We start from the raw sequence: 18,159 nt of genomic DNA on the forward strand, positions 1-18,159 counted from the left end.
GAATTCATATCCGGTCGCGTATCCCAGACGACGTCGGCAAACCGTCGGAATCGCCGAAGTGTTCCGGCCCTGAGTGCGGACTCACTAGTCGCAGACATTCGTAGACCTTTGCTGCTGAATGGACGTTCTCTGCCAGAAGGAGTCACTTGTATCGACGGCCTCGAACTGGTTATTGCGGTCTAACCCTACGACAAATCCTGACCGGTGATCAATTCTCTGCGGCCGCCCTTGCACTTCGATCCGGATGCCTTGCGCACTGCCCCCGGATTCTGCTGAGGTGTATATGAAATAACATTCGAGGGCTGAACAAGCCGGTCGCTATGTGTGCATTCGCTTTTCTGTCGAGATCTGCACCGAAGGCAACCGGAAGCCATATCCCTCCCGCCTCGGCACCATCACCATCGGCTGAACCCAGCCAATCGGAAGGCGTGCGTCGATCAGTTGAAGTGCGGGTAGTCCTGGACCCACTTGAAACCGGTGCTGCGCAAGGGGAATGAGTTCAGGTCCACCTGCTCGAGCGTCAGCGTCACCTGGTGGCCGTTGAGTTGACCGTCCAGCCGCAGCCGATCCGGTGCGGGTTGGGTGAAGGTGAAGTTGCCGATTCGGGTTGGCTGAGCCTGGGCGATCTGGCCCGGCAAAGCATCGTCTGCTGCCTTCGACACCATCACGGTGTGTGCCTCGGTGTCGACCGCACCGACGACGGGCACCAGGCTGCCGTCCATCTTCTGGTAAGTCATGCCGCCGATGTCGAAAATCACACGCTGCCAACGATCCTGGTCGGTGGTCAACGGCGCCAGCGGCCGACCGTCCTGAGTGAACTCCGATACCGTCCAAATCCCGTACAGAACAGGCTTTTCGGTGCCGCCGCCACCTTCGTTCCAGAACTTCATGTCTTGTTGCACTAGACCGAGTAGCACCCACACGGCGAGCACGGCCTGCACACCGACCGCGATCCACCGGATGCGACGCGAACGGAACGGTTCGGGCTGTGTAGCGGGCTCCGATGAACGTTGCAGCACAAGCACATTCGCCAGCCTCCGGGCTTGCGGCGCGAGCAGCACCAGCGAAATCAGCATGAGGTGTCCGGCCAGGATCTTCACCGGCACATCGAAGGTCATGTTCAGCACGAACACCTGGGCCAAGCTCACCAGGCTGAGCATCGCGCCCAGCGTTGCGGTCCGCGGCAGGAACAGCAGCAGGCCGCCGAGCACTTCCGCTGAGCCGAGCAGGATTTCGTAGACGGGCGAACTACCCACCTGCGTCCAGAGCACCGCCGCCGGCGTGAAGTCGCCGTACTGGGTGAGCAGGGTGGTCAGTGCCGGCTCCGGCATCTGGGTGGGAATGACCTTGGCCATGCCGTAGAACAGCATCTGCCCGGCGAGGCAGAGCCGTATGAAGAGCATGAACCAGGCGTTCAGCCGCTGATAGTTCGGGCGGTGCCGATCCAGTACGGACCACACCACGGTGGCCAGTACGGCGACCACGAGGTCGCAGAACAGGAAAACCCAGATGATCGCCTGGTCGCCGCTGCCGGAATCCAGATGCAACTGGACGTCAGCGCCGAAGACGTGCCGACCGACCCACTCCCAGATCGGACTCAGCGGATCCAGAAGTCCATTGATCGCCCGCTCGGGCAGCTTCGGCCCGAGCACTCCGCTGTACACGAACAGGAACTGCGGAAATATCAGGCAGAACAGGCCGAAATAGGTGAAGCAGAACCGGAATGCGATGCGGGTCAACAGATTCCACCGCGAGTCCGGGCCGACATCCAACGCTCCACTGTCCCGATCAACCGACGCCGTGCTGACAGCACTCACAACGAACCCCTCAATCCGACAATCTCCGCGTGCAGGCAACGGTATTGCGGCGACGAGTCGCGAACCTCCAGGAAATCCCCGGTCTTTCCCTAGGTAATCAGTCGTACGTGCTACCCACACCCAGGCACTCGTGCCAGCCCGGGCACCGCCGAGTACTCCCATGTCAAGGCCCGGTTCCGACCAGTGAGCGGGTTCGAGAACCTCGATCGTTTTCCACCCACGGGCGGACTGGAACGCGTTACTGTCGCGTATCGCGGCACCGCCGCTGATGTGGGCTGTGCGCAGGCAGGCCCGCGCGTCATGGCGTCAGGAGGACAACGATGGCCGAAGATCCGGATCCCGCTAAGCGGCAGCAGCTGACCGTCAGCGAGCGGGATCTCGACGTGCTCGCCGAGGACTTGGCGCGCTGGCTGGATTCGAGGGTCTCCGCCGATCATCCGCCGACGGTCGCCAATCTGTCGCGCCCGCAGGCGGGTGGGATGTCGAGCACGTCCATCCTTTTCGACGCCGAGTGGAGCGTGGACGGGCGGCACGAGAGCGGGTCGTTCGTCGCCAGGATGGCGCCGGAGGCCGGGTCGTTCCCGGTGTTCGAGACCTACGATCTGGCCACCCAGTACAAGGTGATGGCCGGTGTCGCCGAGACCACCGACGTGCCGGTGCCGGGCCTGTGCTGGCTGGAGGAGGACGAGAAGCCGCTCGGCACACCGTTTTTCGTGATGAAACGGGTCGACGGACGGGTGCCGACGGACAATCCGCCGTACGTGTTCATCGGCTGGCTGTTCGACGCGAGCGCCGAGGAGCGCGCGCTGCTCACCGCGAACACCGTCGAGGTGATCTCGAAGGTGCATGCCATCCCCGATCCGGCGATCCGCTTCCCGGCCCTGCGCGGGCCCGGCCAGTCGCTGCGCAGGCATGTCGAGGCCCAGAAGGCGTGGTATCGCTGGGCTCTGGCCGACGACGGCTTCGAGATCCCGTTGCTGGAGCGGACTTTCGCCTGGCTGGACGAGCACTGGCCCGCGGACCCCGGACCTGATGTCCTCAGCTGGGGCGACGCGCGCCCCGGCAACATCATCTTCCGCGAATTCGAGCCCGCCGCGGTGCTGGACTGGGAGATGGCCGCGCTGGGCCCGCGCGAACTCGACGTCGCCTGGGTGATCTTCATCCACCGGTTCTTCCAGGACATCGCCACCCGGTTCGATCAGCCGGGCCTGCCCGACTTCCTGCGCCGCGCCGACGTCGTCGCGAAATACGAAGAACTGACCGGTCATACGGTGCGGAACCTGGATTGGCACATCGTCTACGCCGCACTGCGGCACGGCATCGTGATGGCCAGGGTGAAACGCCGGATGATCCATTTCGGCGAGGACACCGACACTCCGGACCGAGACGACTATGTGATGCACCGAGCGAGCCTGGAACGGCTGCTCGATGGAACCTACGAGTGGGATTGAGATTCAGTCATGCCAGTTCCGTTGGACGAGTACCCGATTCACCAGACCGGCCTATCGCTGGCCCGGGTGGCCAGCAGCGACCGAAACTTCTATGACCGAAGCTATTTCAACGGTCACAACCGCGACGGCGGCACCTTCTTCATCACCGGGTTCGGTGTCTACCCGAACCTCGGGGTGACCGATGCCTACGCCCTGGTCCGGCGCGGTGATACGCAGCGGTCCGTCCGCTTCTCCGACGCGCTCGGTGACCGCAGCCTGGAGCAAAAGGTGGGCGGCTATCGCATCGAGGTGGTCGAGCCGCTGCGGCGGATCCGGGTGATCTGCGAGCACGACGACCTGTCCTTCGATCTCACCTGGGAGGGCGCCTTCCCGACCGTGCAGGAGCAGCCGCATCTGATCCTGTCGGGCAATCGGCCGATCATCGAGGCGAGCCGGTTCGCCCAGCTCGGCTCGTGGGCGGGCACGCTGCACGTCGACGGGGACGACCTCACCGTCGATCCGGCGGTGTGGACCGGGACCAGGGATCGGTCGTGGGGCATCCGCCCGGTCGGCGAGAGCGAGCCGCCCGGCCGGACCGCCAGTGAGCCGTCCGGCGGCTTCTGGTGGATGTATGTGCCGCTGCGGTTCGACGATTTCGCGGTCGTGGTCATCGTGCAGGAGGAGCCGGACGGCAAGCGCACGCTCAACGACGCCGTGCGGATCTGGCCGGACGGGCGCACCGAGCAGCTCGGCTGGCCGCGCATCTCGATCGACTACCGTTCCGGCACAAGGCATCCCGTGGGCGCACGGCTGGAGCTGACCACGCCGGACGGCAAGCCGCTGGAGATCGAGGTGACCACGGGCACCAATGTGCCGCTGCATGTCGGTTGCGGGTACGGCGGCGATCCGGACTGGCAGCACGGCCAGTGGAAGGGGCGCGACTGGTCGTTGTCCAGCAGGTACGACCTCACCGATCCGGCCATCGTCGCGCGCGCGCCCTATGGCGTCATCGACCACGTGGCCCGCGCCCGCTGCGGCGATGCCGAGGGCTGGGGGCTGTTCGAACACGCCAGCCTCGGCCGGCACGATCCCACCGGCTTCGCCGACTGGGGTTCGGTCGCGCCGTAGGTCAGAGCTCGGGGCGGGCCAGTTCCGGGCGCTTGCTGTAGTCGGTCAGCCCGATCACATTGCCCCACGGGTCGGCGACTTCCACGCTCCACCCGGTTCCGACTTCGAAGGGCGCGGTGAGCATTTCGGCACCGCGCTCTTCGAGTTCGGCTGCGGCGGCCTGCGCGTCCGGCACCTCCAGCCAGACCCGCATCGCGGGCGGTGCGCCCTGCCCGGCGGCCGGGTCGACCATCGCCATGATGCCCGGCGTTTCCGCCGCGACCCCGAACAGGGCGATCCCGCGCTCTGGCACCGTGAACCGCAGCGAGAGCCCGAGCTGGTTCTCGTAGAACTCCACTGCTGCGGCCAGGTCCCCAACGGGAACCAGCACGTTATCGATCCCTCGGATATCCACTCCGTCATCAAACCACTCGATGCCGGTCGGCTCACCTGGTTCAGGACACCCGCCCCCGCCGCCCTGCCGGGGGTACGTCACGTCGTGCCGCAGCGATGACGACGCCGTGCACGGTGCGTTTGGGGACCACGAGGGTGCCGCCCCCGGCGGCGAGGATGGCGGCCGCCTCGGCGACACTCGCGGTGCCCACCGCGGCCACCGTTCGCGAGTCCGGGTTGGGCACCGACACTTCGGCCAGTTCGGCGGCGGTGAAGGTCCGAATCGGCACGCCGAGCACAGCGGCCGCGTCGAGCAGGCCGGGCTCGGCAGCACGTCGATCGATGGTCGCCAAACAGGTTATCTCGTTGAAAGCCAGCACTTTACGCACCACCACCACGATGCGGTCAGCAGAAGTACCGGGACGCAGTCCCAGTCCAACGATCAATTCAGCCATCATCACCTTCGAGCTCAGTGGAGCGGAGAGTCCAGAAGTCGCACGCGTGCGACAAACGGAATTGCGGCAGCAGTCGCACTGCCGGGCGCGAATCAGCCAACCACTGACCCGAACAACCTCATACGCGGACGACGCCGCTGCGAAAAGACTTGTGGCTCCAGGATTTCCGGCCGACGAGCAGCAGTCCGTTCACCGGCTGGCACGAGCACCCGCGTACTCGGCCGCGACTTCGACGAAACGTGTTGTGGCTTGGGGGTTTCCGGCAGGGTGGGTGTGCAGGTAAGAGGCATGCACCTGGTGGACGAGCGCACCCTCGAGCATGCGTGCGCCGTCGCTGCCGTGCCAGCCCCAGGCCGGGGTAGCCGAGGATGCGACCGTGAGGCGGGTCCGATGAAACTCGTGCCCACGGACGCGTTCCCCGGCACGCCACAGCGGGGAATCCGCCAGCGCCACCGCATCCCGGTAACCGAGGGTGAGTCGTGGGCCGAACTCCGTGTCGGCGTCGATCACCCCGGCCATCGGATGTCCGTCGAGTGAGCGTGTCAGGTAGAGCAATCCGGCGCATTCCGCGTGCACGGGCAGGCCGCACCGAGCGTGCGCCGCCACGGCGGTCAGCAGCTCCGTGTTCGCCGCCAGCTCCGGCGCATGCTCCTCCGGGAACCCACCGGGCAGCACCAAACCTGCCGTCCCGCTGGGCAATTCGTCCCGCAGCGGATCGAACACCACCACCTGCGCGCCAGCGGCCAGCAGCAGTTCGCGGTGCTCGGCATAGCCGAAAGTGAACGCGGGCCCTCCTGCCATCGCAATCAGCGGTCCAGAGGCTACGGACAGGTCCGCGATAGCAGCAGATCGGTCTCCGACCGGACCGTGCGTCAGACCGCCGACTCCCCCGGTCGATATATCCGCAACGCCGAATTCGTTGGCGCCGAGCACAGTTCCCGTGTTGTCCGTATCGCCATTCGCACCGTCCGTGGCGTACTCCCCTCGCACGGCTTCCACCGCATCCCAGGCTGGACCGCTCGCGGTCGAGCGGGCCAGCGCCGCGATCGCACCTAGGTCGACGTGCGCCGCAACAAGATCCGTCATCGCGGATACCGCGGCGGTGGCGGCGGTACCGTGCTCAACGGCTGGGATCAGCCCGAGATGCCGCGAGGGCACCTCCAATTCGGTCATCCGGGGCAACGAGCCCAGGACCGGAATTCCGACCCGATCACAGGCCGCACGCAGCACCTGATCGTGCCGTTCGCTGCCGACCCGATTCAGGATCACTCCGCCTAGCCGAACACTGCTGTCGAAGGTGGCGAAACCATGCAGCAGCGCGGCCAAACTCTGACTGTGCCCACGCGCATCGACCACCAAAACCACGGGCGCACCGAGCAAACTCGCGACCTGCGCGGTAGACCCTTCGGCCACCGACCCCGCATGGTTCTCATCGATGCGGCCGTCGAACAGCCCCATCACACCCTCGACCACCGCGAGATCACAGTCCCGCGCACCGTGCTGATACAGCGGCACAACACGTTCCGCGCCGACGAGCACCGGATCGAGATTGCGCCCCGGCCGCCCCGCCGCCAGCCCGTGGTATCCGGGATCGATGTAATCCGGCCCCACCTTGAACGGCGCGACCCGATGCCCGACCCGCCGCAGCGCCCCGATCAACCCCGTTGCCACCGTGGTCTTCCCACTCCCGGACGCAGGCGCCGCGATCACGACCGCAGGCACACCCGCGCTCACCAGCCACGCCCCTGGTAGCGGAATCCGCACCGACTCTCGGGACCTGCACCGGCTCTAGGGCCCCGTACCGGGTGCGGATCCCGAGAGAGAGTGCGGGAGTTCACCATTCGATGCCGCGCTGGCCTTTGCGGCCCGCGTCCATGGGGTGTTTGAGCTTGGTCATCTCGGTGACGAGGTCGGCGGCGTCGATGAGCGCCTGCGGGGCGTCGCGGCCGGTGATCACCACGTGCTGGTTGCCGGGCCGGGTGGTGAGCGTTTCGACGACCTCATCGACATCGACCCAACCCCATTTGAGCGGGTAGGTGAATTCGTCGAGGACGTAGAAGCGGTGCTGCTCGTCCTTCAGCCTGCGGGCGATCTCCTGCCACCCGGCGAGCGCGGCGGCCGCGTGATCCTCGTCGGTGCCCGGCTTGCGGGTCCAGGACCAGCCTTCACCCATCTTGTGCCATTCGACCGCGCCGCCCGCACCGGTCTCGTCGTGCAGGGTGCCGAGGGTGCGGAAAGCCGCCTCCTCCCCCACCTTCCACTTGGCGCTCTTCACGAACTGGAACACCGCGACATCGAAACCCTGGTTCCAGGCCCGCAGCGCCATGCCGAACGCCGCGGTCGACTTCCCCTTGCCCGGCCCCGTATGCACCGCGAACACCGGTTGGTTCCGTCGCTGGCGCGTGGTGAGTCCGTCCTCGGGCACGGTCTCCGGAACACCCTTGGGCATCGAATCTCCTTGATAGTCCTGGTAAACCGCTACCGCACCGTCGTCGGCACGCCGCGGGTCACGCGGCGCGGGTCGCGGACCCGACGCCCGAGCGCACCACGTCGGCGACCGAATCTCCGGTCAGCTCGGCCAATTTCAGATATCCGCCGCGGAGTTCGCGAGCCAGCTCGGCGGCGAGACCGAGCCGGATCATCCCGCGCTCGCAGTCGACCACGATCGAGGTGACCCCGTCGTTCGCGAGGCGCGCGGCGGCCGCACGGGCCCGCGGCAGCGGGTCGACACCACCGGTGGCGCGACCGTCGGTGAGCAGCACCAGCATCGGGCGGCGGCGCGGGTCGCGGACCCGCTCGCGCAGCACGATCTCGCGCGCCTTCACCAGACCCGAGGCGAGTGGCGTCTTGCCGCCGGTGCGCATCCCGGACAGGCGGCGCACGGCGATATCGACCGAAGACGTCGGCGGCAGTACAAGTTCCGCCTCCTGCCCACGGACGGTGATGACGGCGACCTTGTCGCGCCGCTGGTAAGAATCACGCAGCAAGGTGACGACCGCGCCGGTCACAGCGGACAGCCGATCCCTGGACGCCATCGACCCGGAGGCGTCCACCACGAAGACGACCAGATTGCCCTCGCGCCCTTCGCGATACGCGCCACGCAGGTCCTCGGCGGCCAGCTTCAGCGGACCGTCGCCACGGCCACGCGACCATTGATGCGGCGCGGCGGCGAAGACGGTGCCGAGCAGGTGCAGGCCGGTGGCGGTGTCGGTGCTGGGCCGAACGACACGACCGTGCCGCGACTCGGCCCTGGAACGACGGCCGGGAGCGCCTTCGCCGATGCCGGGCACCTCCCAGCGCGGCGGTTTCGCGGCGGCGGAAGTCGGTGCGCCACTGCGGCCTTCGCGAGCGCTCGGCCGCTGCCCGTCGCCGGGGCCGTCGGGCGGCGAGTCCGGGTCGTCCTCCGGATCGGTATCGCTGTCACCCGCCGACGGCGACTGATCAGCACCGTCCGACGCTCCGGGTGACTCGCTCGACTCGAATTCTTCTGTCGCACTGGGCGACTGCGCTTCGCGATCCACTTCTTCAGCGGCATCGCGCATCGCGTCGTCGAGCTGATCCTCGCTGATACCGGGCTCGTCGAACGGATCACGCCGACGCCGATGCGGCAGCGCGAGTTCGGCGGCGATCCGCACATCCTCCTCGGTCACCGCGTCCGCACCACGCCACGCGGCATGCGCCGTCGCGGTCCGCGCGACCACCAGGTCCGCGCGCATGCCGTCGACGTCGAATGCGGCGCACAGCGCGGCAATTCGGCGCAACTCGCCGTCGTCGAGCAGCACTTGCGCGACCCGATCCCGGGCGCCGAGGATGCGCTCGGCCACCGCGCGGTCGGCGGCGGCGTAACTGTCGGCGAACCCGGCCGGATCGGCCTCGTAGTCGAGTCGCCTGCGCACCACCGACATTCGCACGTCCACGTTCCGTGAGGCGGCCACGTCGACGGTGAGCCCGAACCGGTCCAGCAGCTGCGGACGCAGTTCCCCCTCTTCGGGGTTCATGGTGCCGACGAGCACGAATCGCGCCGGATGCGAATGCGAGACGCCGTCGCGCTCGATGTGCACCCGGCCCATCGCCGCGGCGTCGAGCAGCACGTCGACCAGATGGTCGTGCAGCAGATTGACCTCGTCGACGTAGAGCACGCCGTGATGCGCGGCCGCCAGCAGTCCGGGCCGGAACGCCTGCTCCCCGTCCCGCAGCACCCGCTCCAAGTCGAGCGAGCCGACCACGCGATCCTCGGTGGCGCCGACGGGCAGCTCGACGAGCCGCGCGGGCCGCGCACCGGTCTCGTCCACCACCGGCGGCAGCAACTGCGCCAGCGCACGCACCACGGTCGACTTCGCGGTGCCCTTCTCGCCGCGCACCAGCACACCGCCGATGCCGGGATGCACCGCACACAGGATCAGCGCGAGTTGCAGCCGCTCCTGACCGACCACGGCGGAGAACGGAAAACCCACCTCTCCGTCGGTCGCCGGACGCGTGCGTGCTCCGGTCAGCGAATGAGGCGACGGCACAGTACCGGCATAGAACGAAGACACGCCCCAACTCTATGCGCGCGCGCCGCACCGACCGACGCTGCCCTGCGCATCGTGTCGCCGTCTGGACACACCGCCGCCCTCGTCGCAGGGTGTGCGACGAGGGCGGCGGCCCGACGATCACCCCTTGCGCATGGGCGTGTGCAGGATCCCGTCTTCGTCGAATTCTTCGCCGTCGGGCTTGAACCCGTGCTTGGCGTACATGTCGATGAGATAGCTCTGCGCGTTCAACCGCACGGTCGCCGAGCCGACCTCGGCCAGCGCGGCCTGCAGCAGACGGGTGGTGTAGCCGTGGCCACGAGCCGGCGGAACAGTGCACAGCCGGCCGATGCGGAAGGACTTCACCCCGTCCTCGTGCTCCTCCAGCAACCGCAGCGTGGCGATCACCTCGCCCTCGTCATCGAGCCAGAAGTGCCGGGTCTCCGGCAACAGGTCGAGCCCATCCAACTCCGGGTACGCGCACTTCTGCTCGACGACAAAGACTTCTACGCGAAGTTTCAACAGCTGATAGAGGGTGGCGGTGTCGAGATCCAACGCCCATGACCGTTTGAGAGCAACCGTTGACATCATCGCCTGTTGCTATCACACCTAGCGGTTTGCCGCGACCCCCGCGTGCTTGGGCGTGTTATCTGTGCCACCCGTGAGGTTCAGCGTCTTGGACGTCCAATCCCACACTTCGTGGAACAACGCCTGATCCTCGGACAGCTTGACGCCCAATGAGGGAATCATCTCCTTGAGCTTCGGCGTCCAGCCGGCGTACTCGGTGGGGAAGCAGCGCTGCATCACGTCGAGCATCGCGGTGACGCCCGTCGAGGCGCCCGGGGAGGCGCCGAGCAGACCCGCGATGGAGCCGTCGGCCGCGGCGACCACGGCGGTGCCGAATTCGAGCACGCCGCCCGCGCCCTTGCGCCGGATCACCTGCACGCGCTGGCCCGCGGTGATCAGCTCCCAGTCCCGGCCGTCGGCGCGCGGGATGAACTCCTTGAGCGTGTCCACCTTGCCCGCCTCGGACTTGAGCAGCTCGCTCACCAGGTACTTGGTCAGCCCCAGTTCGGTGACGCCGACGCCGAGCAGCGAGAACAGGTTGTTCGGCTTCACCGACTTGAACAGGTCGGTGAGCTTGCCCTCCTTGAGGAACTTCGGCGTCCAGCCCGCGTACGGGCCGAACAGCAGGCCGGGCACGCCCTTGATGACGCGAGTGTCCAAGTGCGGCACCGACATCGGCGGCGCGCCGACGGCGGCCTTGCCGTACACCTTGGCCTCGTGCTGCCGGATCAGATCCGGGTTGGTGCAGCGGAAGAACTGACCGCTCACCGGGAAGCCGCCGAAGCCGTCGATCTCCTTGATGCCGGACTTCTGCAGCAGCGGCAGCGCGCCGCCGCCCGCGCCGACGAAGACGAATTTGCTGATGAGCGTGCGGGTTTCGCGGGTGCGCAGGTTACGCACCTGCACCAGCCAGGACCCGTCGGCCTGCTTGGACAGGTCGCGCACCTCGTGGCCGAAGGCCAGGTCCGCGCCGTTGGCGCCGAGGTAGGCGAGCAGTTCCTTGGTGAGCGAACCGAAGTCGATGTCGGTGCCGCCGTCGGTCCAGTTCAGTGCGACCGGATCGGAGAAGTCCCGGCCGCGCGCCATCAGCGGGAGCCGCCGCGCGAATTCGTCGGGGCTGTCGATGTACTCCATGCCCTCGAACAACGGATGCCGCGACAGCGCCTCGTAGCGCTTACGCAGGTAGTCGACGTTGTCCGCGCCGTGCACGAAGCTCACGTGCGGGATCGGGTTGATGAACCGGGACGGGTCACCCAGGACGTTGTTCTCCACGGCGTAGGACCAGAACTGCCGCGACACCTGGAACCGCTCGTTGATGTCGATGGCCTTGCTGATGTCCACCGACCCGTCGGGGTTCTGCGGGCTGTAGTTGAGTTCGCACAGCGCGGAGTGGCCGGTGCCCGCGTTGTTCCACGGGTCACTGCTCTCCGCCGATGCGGCGTCGAGCCGCTCGAACAGGGAGATCGACCAATCGGGCTGCAGCTGGCGCAGCAGCGCACCGAGGGTGGCACTCATGATGCCGGCGCCGATGAGTACAACATCGGTCTTTTCAGTGATGGCAGCGTTCGGCACGGCTAGATCGACTTCCTTGTCCTTCTACGCGGGCCCACCGGGCGGGTGGACCTGCCTGGGCACGGTGCTTGCGTGTTATTGCCTCGGTTCGGGTTCGTAAACCATGGCGGGAGTTAGGTTACCCGCCGTTCACCTAGCCCCAATTGTGCACCTCACCACGTCGATCCCCCGCGCCGAACCCGCCGAATGTGACCTAGATTGTGTATGTGACAAAGGAAACTTCACTTGCCGCTCCGCAATCCGACACCCAGGGCGATGGCCAGTGGAAAGCCGATGTCCTCGGCGAGAAGTACCAGCAGCGCACGCTGACTTTCGGGCCCGACCCCGATGGAGAAGGCGAGGCAGTGGCCACCTTGGTGCGCTATCTGCCGGGCGGCGAGGTCGAGGCCACCGCGGGGGCCGTGCTCTATGTGCACGGGTTCACCGACTACTTCTTTCAGGAACATCTCGCGGAGCATTTCGCGGCACTGGGGTACCACTTCTACGCGCTCGATCTGCGTAAGTGCGGACGGTCACTGCGCGACGGGCAGACACCGCATTATGTGACCGATCTCGCACTGTATGACGACGAGTTGAACGAAGCATTGCGAATCGTGCGGGAAGAGACCGGCGCTCCGGTCGTTTTGAACGCGCATTCGACCGGCGGATTGATCCTGCCGCTGTGGCTGGATCGACTCAATCGGACGCACGGCACCGCGGCGTCCGGTGTCGCCGGTGTGGTGCTCAACAGCCCATGGTTCGATCTGCAGGGGCCGTCCTACTACCGGACCATCGGGACGCCGATCATCAAGGGGCTCGGCCGGTTTCGGAAGACGTTCCAGCTGCCGAGCGCGAAGGTCAGCACCTACGGTGACAGCCTGCACCAGAGCGTGGCCGGCGAGTGGGACTACAACCTGGACTGGAAACCGTTGCACGGCTTCCCTGTTCGGTTCGGCTGGCTGCGCGCGATCCGCAACGGCCACGCGCGACTGCACGCCGGACTCGACATCGGCGTGCCGTCGCTGATCCTGCGTTCTCGGATAACGCGGTTCGCCCGCCGGTACGGCCCCGCCGTCGACGTGGCCGATGCGGTGTTGGACGTCAAGCAGATTCAGCGCTGGTCGGGCTGCCTGGGCGACCGCACCAACATCGTGCCGATCGACGGGGCCAAGCACGACGTGTTCCTGTCCTCGGCCGAGCCGCTGGCACACGCCTTCGCCGAACTGGACAGCTGGCTGGACTGGCTGGCGGTTTACCGGGCCAAGTCCGGTTCACCAAGTGCTGGTGCGTAGCACGATCTCGGTCGCCAGCTCGTGGTCGGCCTCGGTCGCCACATTGGTGACGTCGATGTCGACCACCCGGAATTCGCCGTAGACGAAGCGGCCGGAGGCGTCGGCCACCGAGCGCGGCAGGTTCTTGGTCACCAGCACCGTGGTCGGCAACTCCACTGGACGGACCGTGGCGTCGGCCACGGTCCCATCCGGCCCGGGAGCCGCCGGATGGCCGTGATCGGCCACCACGAGGCTGATGAAGCGGCCGAATCCGGCCGCGCACGCCCGCCACGCCAGTTCCGCGCCGGTGCCGCGGGCGGCCACGTTCGCCCACGGCACGCCGATCTGGTCCAGGATGGCGGTGACGCCTGCGGCGTCGAGGCCGTCGATGGACTCCAGCACCACGGTCCGCAGATCCGAATTGTGCAATCGAGCACACACCTGGTCGTAGACGTCCGCCGGGTCATTCGCGTCGGGCAGCAACAGCACGCTGTGCCGGGATTCCGGGCCGTCTACCCGCACGGTCCATGCCCGATCGCCCACCGTGATCTGCCGAGATTTCATGCCGAATGACGCTACACGGGTCTCCTGAACGAAGTCCTGTCTTCTTGTCAGGCCAGCAGCCGCATGCCCGCGCGTTCACCGGCGTTGTGGTCGAAGGTGACGGTGAGGTCGCAGCCCGCCTCCTGGCCCAATTGCTGGATGAGCGCGTCGGCGAAATCCGCACCGTCGGCGGCCTGGCGCAGCGCCTGGCGCACGGTGTCGGCGCGCTCGACCACGATCTCGGTCGAATCGAGCAGGCCGAGCAGCACGTCGGTGACCGCCTCCGGGTCCTGCTGGTAGCCGCGGCGCAACACCCAGTGGATCTCCGCGAGCACGATCATCGTCACGTAACCGGGACGGCTCTCGCTGAGGCCGTCGATCACCTGATTGGCGCGCGCGGACTGCGCCGGATCGTCCTGGGTGAGGTAGCGGATCAGCACATTGGCGTCCAGACCGATCATTTCTGCTTGCCTTCCACGACGTTTCCGGTGATCGCCTCGTTCATCTGCTCGAGGCTGATCGGCGAGCCGGACCAGCCGACTATTCCCTTGAGCGACTTGATGGTTCGGGTCTCCGGCACGAGTTCGTAGGTGCCGTTGACGGTGGGCACGAAGGCGACCCGGACCCCGGCACGCAGACCCATCGCGACCCGGACGTCGATCGGAATGGTGATCTGCCCCTTGCTGGTCACGGTCGCGGACACCACGTTTCCCGCTCTGCCGTTGGTCTTCTTGTCTGCTGCCACTTCGCTCACCGACCCGTGCTTCTCCCACGCCCACCGACCCGCGCCTTACCCGGAGCCGAATTCCTTACTGAAAGGTAAGGGGCGGCGTACGTCGCGTCAACAGTTCAGGTACGCGAGGTTGCCGAAATGGGGAGCGCCCGGGTCGCCAGGGTGGGCAGATCGATGGGTGCGCCGTCGGTGAGCAGGCGGTCCAGCTGGGCTAGATCGAGGTGGTTCTCGATGAGGTCGGCGAGTAGGTCGAGCTGGTTCGAGCGGACAGCGGCGACGGAAGTAGCTTCGGCGACAACGAAACCCGTTCGTCCCGCGGCCGCGGCCACCGACTGCAGCCAAGTGCGGCGGAACTCGTCGGATTCGAGCAGGCCGTGCAGGTGAGTGCCCCAGAGTGTGCCGCGCACACTGCCTTCCGGTGCCCCGTCGAGGTCGAGCCAGGCGGGATCGCCGTTGCCGACCACCCGTCCGTGGTGAATCTCGTAGCCGTGCACCGGAATTCCCGTCGTGCCGTGGCCGCTGCTGTGGCGCAACACTTTCGGATCGGCGAATTCGATCTCCAGGTCGAGCAGGCCGAGTCCGTCGACCGCTCCGGCGCCCGACTCGATCGGGTCGACGATCCGCTTGCCCAGCATCTGATAGCCGCCGCAGATGCCGAGGATCGGGCGGCCCGCCGCGGCACGGGCGCACAGGGCGTCGGCAATTCCGGTGCGCCGCAACCACTCCAGGTCCGACACGGTCGCCTTGCTACCCGGCAGCACGACGAGGTCGGCCTCGGTCAGCCGGGACGGCTCGCTCGCCCAGCGCACCGAAACCCCCGGCTCGCAAGCCAACGCCTCGATGTCGGTGGAGTTGGAGATGCGCGGCAGGCGAATGGCGGCGACGGTCAGCCAGTCGGTGCCGACCGGTGGGCGCGGGCGGCCGACCGGTGCGTCCGCGACGGTGCTCAGCGAGTCCTCGGCGTCGATCCAGAGCTCCTCGGCGTATGGGAGCACGCCGAGGGTGGGTCGGCCGGTCAGTTCGGTCAGCCGGTCCAGGCCGGGGCGGAGCAGTTCGACGTCGCCGCGGAACTTGTTGATCACGAACCCGGAGATCAGTTGCTGGTCTTCGGGTTCCAGGATGGCGACGGTGCCGAAGAGGTGGGCGAGCACGCCACCACGATCGATATCGCCGACGAGCAGGACCGGAAGTTTCGCGGGCTGGGCGAGGCCCATGTTCGCCAGATCCGTTGCCCGCAGATTGATTTCGGCCGGCGAACCAGCGCCCTCGCAGATCACCACATCGAATTCGGCACGCAACGACGCGAGTTCGTCCGCGACCACCTCGCGCAGCCGCTGCCGGTGCTGGAAGTAGTCCCGCGCGCCGACCGTGCCGACCGCCTGACCCCGCACCACCAGCTGCGAGCGCCGATCGCTGCCCGGCTTCAACAGCACCGGGTTGAACCGCACGCTCGGCTCGAGCCCGCACGCCTGGGCCTGCAGGGCCTGCGCCCGCCCGATCTCGCCGCCGTCGAGGGTGACCACGGAGTTGTTCGACATGTTCTGCGCCTTGAACGGCGCTACCCGCACCCCGCGCCGCGCCAGCATCCGGCAAATGCCCGCCACCACAACGCTTTTGCCCGCGTCGGATGTCGTCCCCGCGACGAGCAACGCGCCCTTCACCACGCCAACCGACAGCCGCACGCCTTCTGATTTCCGGCACCTGACTTCGCATGCGATTTCCGGTGCGGGAAATCAAGAAGCGTGCGGCTGTTGGGGTTCACGGCAGGGTGAGGATTTCCGCGCCGGTGTCGGTGACCACCAGGGTGTGCTCGAACTGGGCGGTCCACTTGCGGTCCTTGGTGACCACGGTCCAGCCGTCGTTCCAGATCTCGTAGTCGATGCCGCCCAGGTTGATCATCGGCTCGATGGTGAAGGTCATGCCGGGTTCGATGATCGACTCGATGGCGGGCTGGTCGTAATGCAGGATCACCAGGCCGCTGTGGAAAGTGGGGCCGACACCGTGCCCGGTGAAGTCGCGGACCACGCCGTAGCCGAATCGGTTGGCGTAGGACTCGATCACGCGCCCGATCACGTTCAGCGCCCGGCCCGGCCGGACCGCCTTGATCGCCCGCAGCGTGGCCTCTTCGGTTCGCTCGACGAGCAGCCGGACGTCCTCGTCCACGTCGCCGGCCAGGTAGGTCTTGTTGGTGTCGCCGTGCACGCCGTGGATGTAGGCGGTGACGTCGATATTGACGATGTCACCGTCCTCGATCACCGTGGAGTCCGGAATCCCGTGGCAGATGACCTCGTTCAGCGAGGTGCAGCAGGACTTCGGAAAGCCCTTGTAGCCCAGGGTCGACGGGTACGCGCCGTGGTCGCACATGTACTCGTGCGCGATCCGGTCCAGCTCGTCGGTGGTGACGCCGGGCGCCACCGCCTTGCCCGCCTCCTCCAGCGCCTGCGCCGCGATCTTGCTCGCGATCCGCATCTTGTCGATCGTCTCGGCCGTCTGCACCCAGGGCTCCCGCCCCTCGTTGACGGTCTTCTTCCACGCATACTCCGGGCGCTCGATGGTGCGCGGGACCTCGCGGGTGGGCGACTGGGTGCCGGGAACGAGCGGCTTGCGAGTGCGGACAGACATAGCGAACAGCGTAATCGGAGCTCGCCGCGAGTGCTCGAGCGCCAGACCGACACGTGGCGGAGGCCAGGCGGAATACCTACGGACTACGGTCCGTTTACCATATTGGTTGACATCGACACTACTGAGGAAAGAGGCTCGACCGTGGAATTGGGACTCACGACCTTCGCCGAGTTGTACCCGGTCGGCGACCGGCCCGCGCCGACGGCGGCCGAGCGGTTGCGCCAGGTGGTCGAGGAAGCCGTCGCCACCGACCAGGCCGGACTGGACGTCTATGGCGTCGGCGAGCATCATCGCAAGGATTTCGCCGCCTCCTCGCCCGCCATGGTGCTGGCCGCCATCGCCGCCCGGACCGAGAAGATCCAGCTGACCAGCGCGGTCACCGTGCTGAGCTCCGACGATCCGGTACGGGTGTACCAAGATTTCGCGACGCTGGACGGACTGTCCAACGGTCGCGCGGAGCTGATGGCCGGGCGCGGCTCTTTCACGGAGTCGTTCCCGCTGTTCGGTTACGACCTGTCGGACTACGACGAGCTCTTCGAGGAGAAGCTGGCGCTGCTGCTGCACATCCGCGAGGACGAGCCGGTCACTTGGAGCGGCAAGTTCCGCGCACCGCTGCGCAACGCCACCGTCTACCCACGCACCGACAACCGGCCACTGCCGGTCTGGATCGCCGTGGGCGGCAGCCCCGAATCGGTGGTCCGTGCCGGACTGCTCGGCCTGCCCCTGGCGATCGCGATCATCGGCGGCCAGCCCGCCCGCTTCAAGCCGCTGGTCGACCTGTACCACCGCGCGCTCGCCGAGGGCGGCCACGAGAAGCAGCCGGTCGCGGTGCACGCGCACGGCTACATCGCCGACACCGACGAGCAGGCGGTCGCCGACTTCTACGAGCCGTACGCCCTCGCCATGAGCGTCATCGGCCGCGAACGCGGTTGGGGCCCAATGACCAAGGCCCAGTTCGACGGTCTGCGCTCGAAAGAGGGCTCGCTGTTCGTCGGCACCCCCGACTACGTCGCCGAAAAGATCGCCGACATCCGCGACACCCTCGGCCTCGACCGATTCATGCTGCACACCAGCGTCGGCACCCTGCCGCACGAAAAGGTGCTGCACAACATCGAATTGCTCGGCGCGAAGGTCGCACCGCAGGTCAGCTGAACGGAAC

At 67.1% G+C, this 18,159-nt stretch carries 17 protein-coding genes; 4 read left to right on the top strand and 13 right to left on the bottom strand.

Features of this window, described 5'->3' with window-relative positions:
- Positions 1-437: 437 nt before the first annotated feature.
- Positions 438-1,817 carry a DoxX family protein gene (locus ACFWF1_RS08990; protein ID WP_379284627.1) on the bottom strand — a complete coding sequence of 460 codons (1,380 nt, stop codon included), beginning with the start codon at positions 1,815-1,817 and terminating at the stop codon, positions 438-440.
- A 320-nt stretch (positions 1,818-2,137) separates the two neighbouring features.
- On the opposite strand from ACFWF1_RS08990, the gene ACFWF1_RS08995 reads away from it, so the two are divergent.
- Both ACFWF1_RS08995 and ACFWF1_RS09000 read left to right on the top strand, forming a co-directional pair.
- On the top strand, positions 2,138-3,268 hold the full coding sequence (locus ACFWF1_RS08995; RefSeq protein ID WP_379284628.1) for a phosphotransferase family protein: 1,131 nt from the start codon (positions 2,138-2,140) through the stop codon (positions 3,266-3,268).
- 9 nt (positions 3,269-3,277) lie between these two features.
- On the top strand, positions 3,278-4,375 hold the full coding sequence (locus ACFWF1_RS09000) for a hypothetical protein (RefSeq protein ID WP_379284629.1): 1,098 nt from the start codon (positions 3,278-3,280) through the stop codon (positions 4,373-4,375).
- A 1-nt stretch (position 4,376) separates the two neighbouring features.
- Here the strand turns inward: ACFWF1_RS09000 and ACFWF1_RS09005 are convergent, their stop codons facing one another.
- The 7 genes from ACFWF1_RS09005 to mqo form a co-directional block, all read right to left on the bottom strand.
- Positions 4,377-4,745, bottom strand: a complete 369-nt coding sequence (locus ACFWF1_RS09005; protein WP_379284630.1) for a VOC family protein — start codon at positions 4,743-4,745, stop codon at positions 4,377-4,379.
- Positions 4,746-4,809: 64 nt separating this feature from the next.
- Positions 4,810-5,202, bottom strand: a complete 393-nt coding sequence (locus ACFWF1_RS09010; protein WP_379284631.1) for a cobalamin biosynthesis protein — start codon at positions 5,200-5,202, stop codon at positions 4,810-4,812.
- Positions 5,203-5,391: 189 nt separating this feature from the next.
- A complete protein-coding gene (locus ACFWF1_RS09015; protein WP_379284864.1) occupies positions 5,392-6,939 on the bottom strand; it encodes a cobyrinate a,c-diamide synthase in 1,548 nt (515 codons plus the stop codon).
- Positions 6,940-7,036: 97 nt separating this feature from the next.
- Positions 7,037-7,651, bottom strand: a complete 615-nt coding sequence (gene cobO, locus ACFWF1_RS09020) for a cob(I)yrinic acid a,c-diamide adenosyltransferase (protein WP_379284632.1) — start codon at positions 7,649-7,651, stop codon at positions 7,037-7,039.
- Positions 7,652-7,709: 58 nt separating this feature from the next.
- Positions 7,710-9,713 (bottom strand): magnesium chelatase subunit D family protein, encoded by a 2,004-nt coding sequence (locus tag ACFWF1_RS09025; RefSeq protein WP_379284865.1) that lies wholly within the window; start codon positions 9,711-9,713, stop codon positions 7,710-7,712.
- A gap of 141 nt (positions 9,714-9,854) precedes the next feature.
- Complete coding sequence (locus ACFWF1_RS09030) at positions 9,855-10,304, bottom strand: GNAT family N-acetyltransferase (RefSeq protein WP_379284633.1); 450 nt, start codon at positions 10,302-10,304, stop codon at positions 9,855-9,857.
- A gap of 18 nt (positions 10,305-10,322) precedes the next feature.
- Positions 10,323-11,852 carry a malate dehydrogenase (quinone) gene (gene mqo, locus ACFWF1_RS09035; protein WP_379284634.1) on the bottom strand — a complete coding sequence of 510 codons (1,530 nt, stop codon included), beginning with the start codon at positions 11,850-11,852 and terminating at the stop codon, positions 10,323-10,325.
- A gap of 206 nt (positions 11,853-12,058) precedes the next feature.
- Between mqo and ACFWF1_RS09040 the strand changes: the two genes are divergently transcribed.
- Positions 12,059-13,123, top strand: coding sequence for an alpha/beta hydrolase (locus ACFWF1_RS09040; protein ID WP_379284635.1), 1,065 nt, complete (start codon positions 12,059-12,061; stop codon positions 13,121-13,123).
- On the opposite strand, the gene ACFWF1_RS09045 is transcribed toward ACFWF1_RS09040, so the two are convergent.
- From ACFWF1_RS09045 to map, 5 genes are all read right to left on the bottom strand, one after another.
- Positions 13,103-13,666 (bottom strand): alpha/beta hydrolase, encoded by a 564-nt coding sequence (locus tag ACFWF1_RS09045; RefSeq protein ID WP_357378528.1) that lies wholly within the window; start codon positions 13,664-13,666, stop codon positions 13,103-13,105. The genes ACFWF1_RS09040 and ACFWF1_RS09045 overlap by 21 nt on opposite strands.
- Positions 13,667-13,713: 47 nt before the next feature.
- Positions 13,714-14,106: a PIN domain-containing protein gene (locus ACFWF1_RS09050; RefSeq protein WP_379284636.1), complete on the bottom strand. Its 393-nt coding sequence runs from the start codon at positions 14,104-14,106 to the stop codon at positions 13,714-13,716.
- On the bottom strand, positions 14,103-14,399 hold the full coding sequence (locus ACFWF1_RS09055; protein ID WP_379284637.1) for an AbrB/MazE/SpoVT family DNA-binding domain-containing protein: 297 nt from the start codon (positions 14,397-14,399) through the stop codon (positions 14,103-14,105). The genes ACFWF1_RS09050 and ACFWF1_RS09055 overlap by 4 nt, the downstream gene beginning before the upstream one ends.
- Positions 14,400-14,494: 95 nt before the next feature.
- Positions 14,495-16,039 carry a cobyric acid synthase gene (locus ACFWF1_RS09060; RefSeq protein WP_379284866.1) on the bottom strand — a complete coding sequence of 515 codons (1,545 nt, stop codon included), beginning with the start codon at positions 16,037-16,039 and terminating at the stop codon, positions 14,495-14,497.
- A 97-nt stretch (positions 16,040-16,136) separates the two neighbouring features.
- Complete coding sequence (map, locus tag ACFWF1_RS09065) at positions 16,137-17,000, bottom strand: type I methionyl aminopeptidase (protein WP_379284638.1); 864 nt, start codon at positions 16,998-17,000, stop codon at positions 16,137-16,139.
- Between the two features lie 141 nt (positions 17,001-17,141).
- Here map and ACFWF1_RS09070 point away from each other — a divergent pair, with 141 nt between their 5' ends.
- Entirely contained in the window at positions 17,142-18,152 is a 1,011-nt protein-coding gene (locus ACFWF1_RS09070) for an LLM class flavin-dependent oxidoreductase (protein WP_379284639.1), read from the top strand.
- The last annotated feature ends 7 nt before the right edge of the window (positions 18,153-18,159 follow it).

It is taken from the genome of Nocardia sp. NPDC060255 (genome assembly GCF_042727395.1).
GTDB lineage: Bacteria > Actinomycetota > Actinomycetes > Mycobacteriales > Mycobacteriaceae > Nocardia.

Excerpts from the sequence above, each read along its gene's own strand:
- ACFWF1_RS09010 (WP_379284631.1), bottom strand. The coding sequence starts at position 5,202 with ATGGCTGAATTGATCGTTGGACTGGGACTGCGTCCCGGTACTTCTGCT.
- cobO (WP_379284632.1), bottom strand. The coding sequence starts at position 7,651 with ATGCCCAAGGGTGTTCCGGAGACCGTGCCCGAGGACGGACTCACCACG.
- map (WP_379284638.1), bottom strand. The coding sequence starts at position 17,000 with ATGTCTGTCCGCACTCGCAAGCCGCTCGTTCCCGGCACCCAGTCGCCC.
- ACFWF1_RS09045 (WP_357378528.1), bottom strand. The coding sequence starts at position 13,666 with ATGAAATCTCGGCAGATCACGGTGGGCGATCGGGCATGGACCGTGCGG.
- ACFWF1_RS09050 (WP_379284636.1), bottom strand. The coding sequence starts at position 14,106 with ATGATCGGTCTGGACGCCAATGTGCTGATCCGCTACCTCACCCAGGAC.
- ACFWF1_RS09030 (WP_379284633.1), bottom strand. The coding sequence starts at position 10,304 with ATGATGTCAACGGTTGCTCTCAAACGGTCATGGGCGTTGGATCTCGAC.
- ACFWF1_RS08995 (WP_379284628.1), top strand. The coding sequence starts at position 2,138 with ATGGCCGAAGATCCGGATCCCGCTAAGCGGCAGCAGCTGACCGTCAGC.
- ACFWF1_RS09000 (WP_379284629.1), top strand. The coding sequence starts at position 3,278 with ATGCCAGTTCCGTTGGACGAGTACCCGATTCACCAGACCGGCCTATCG.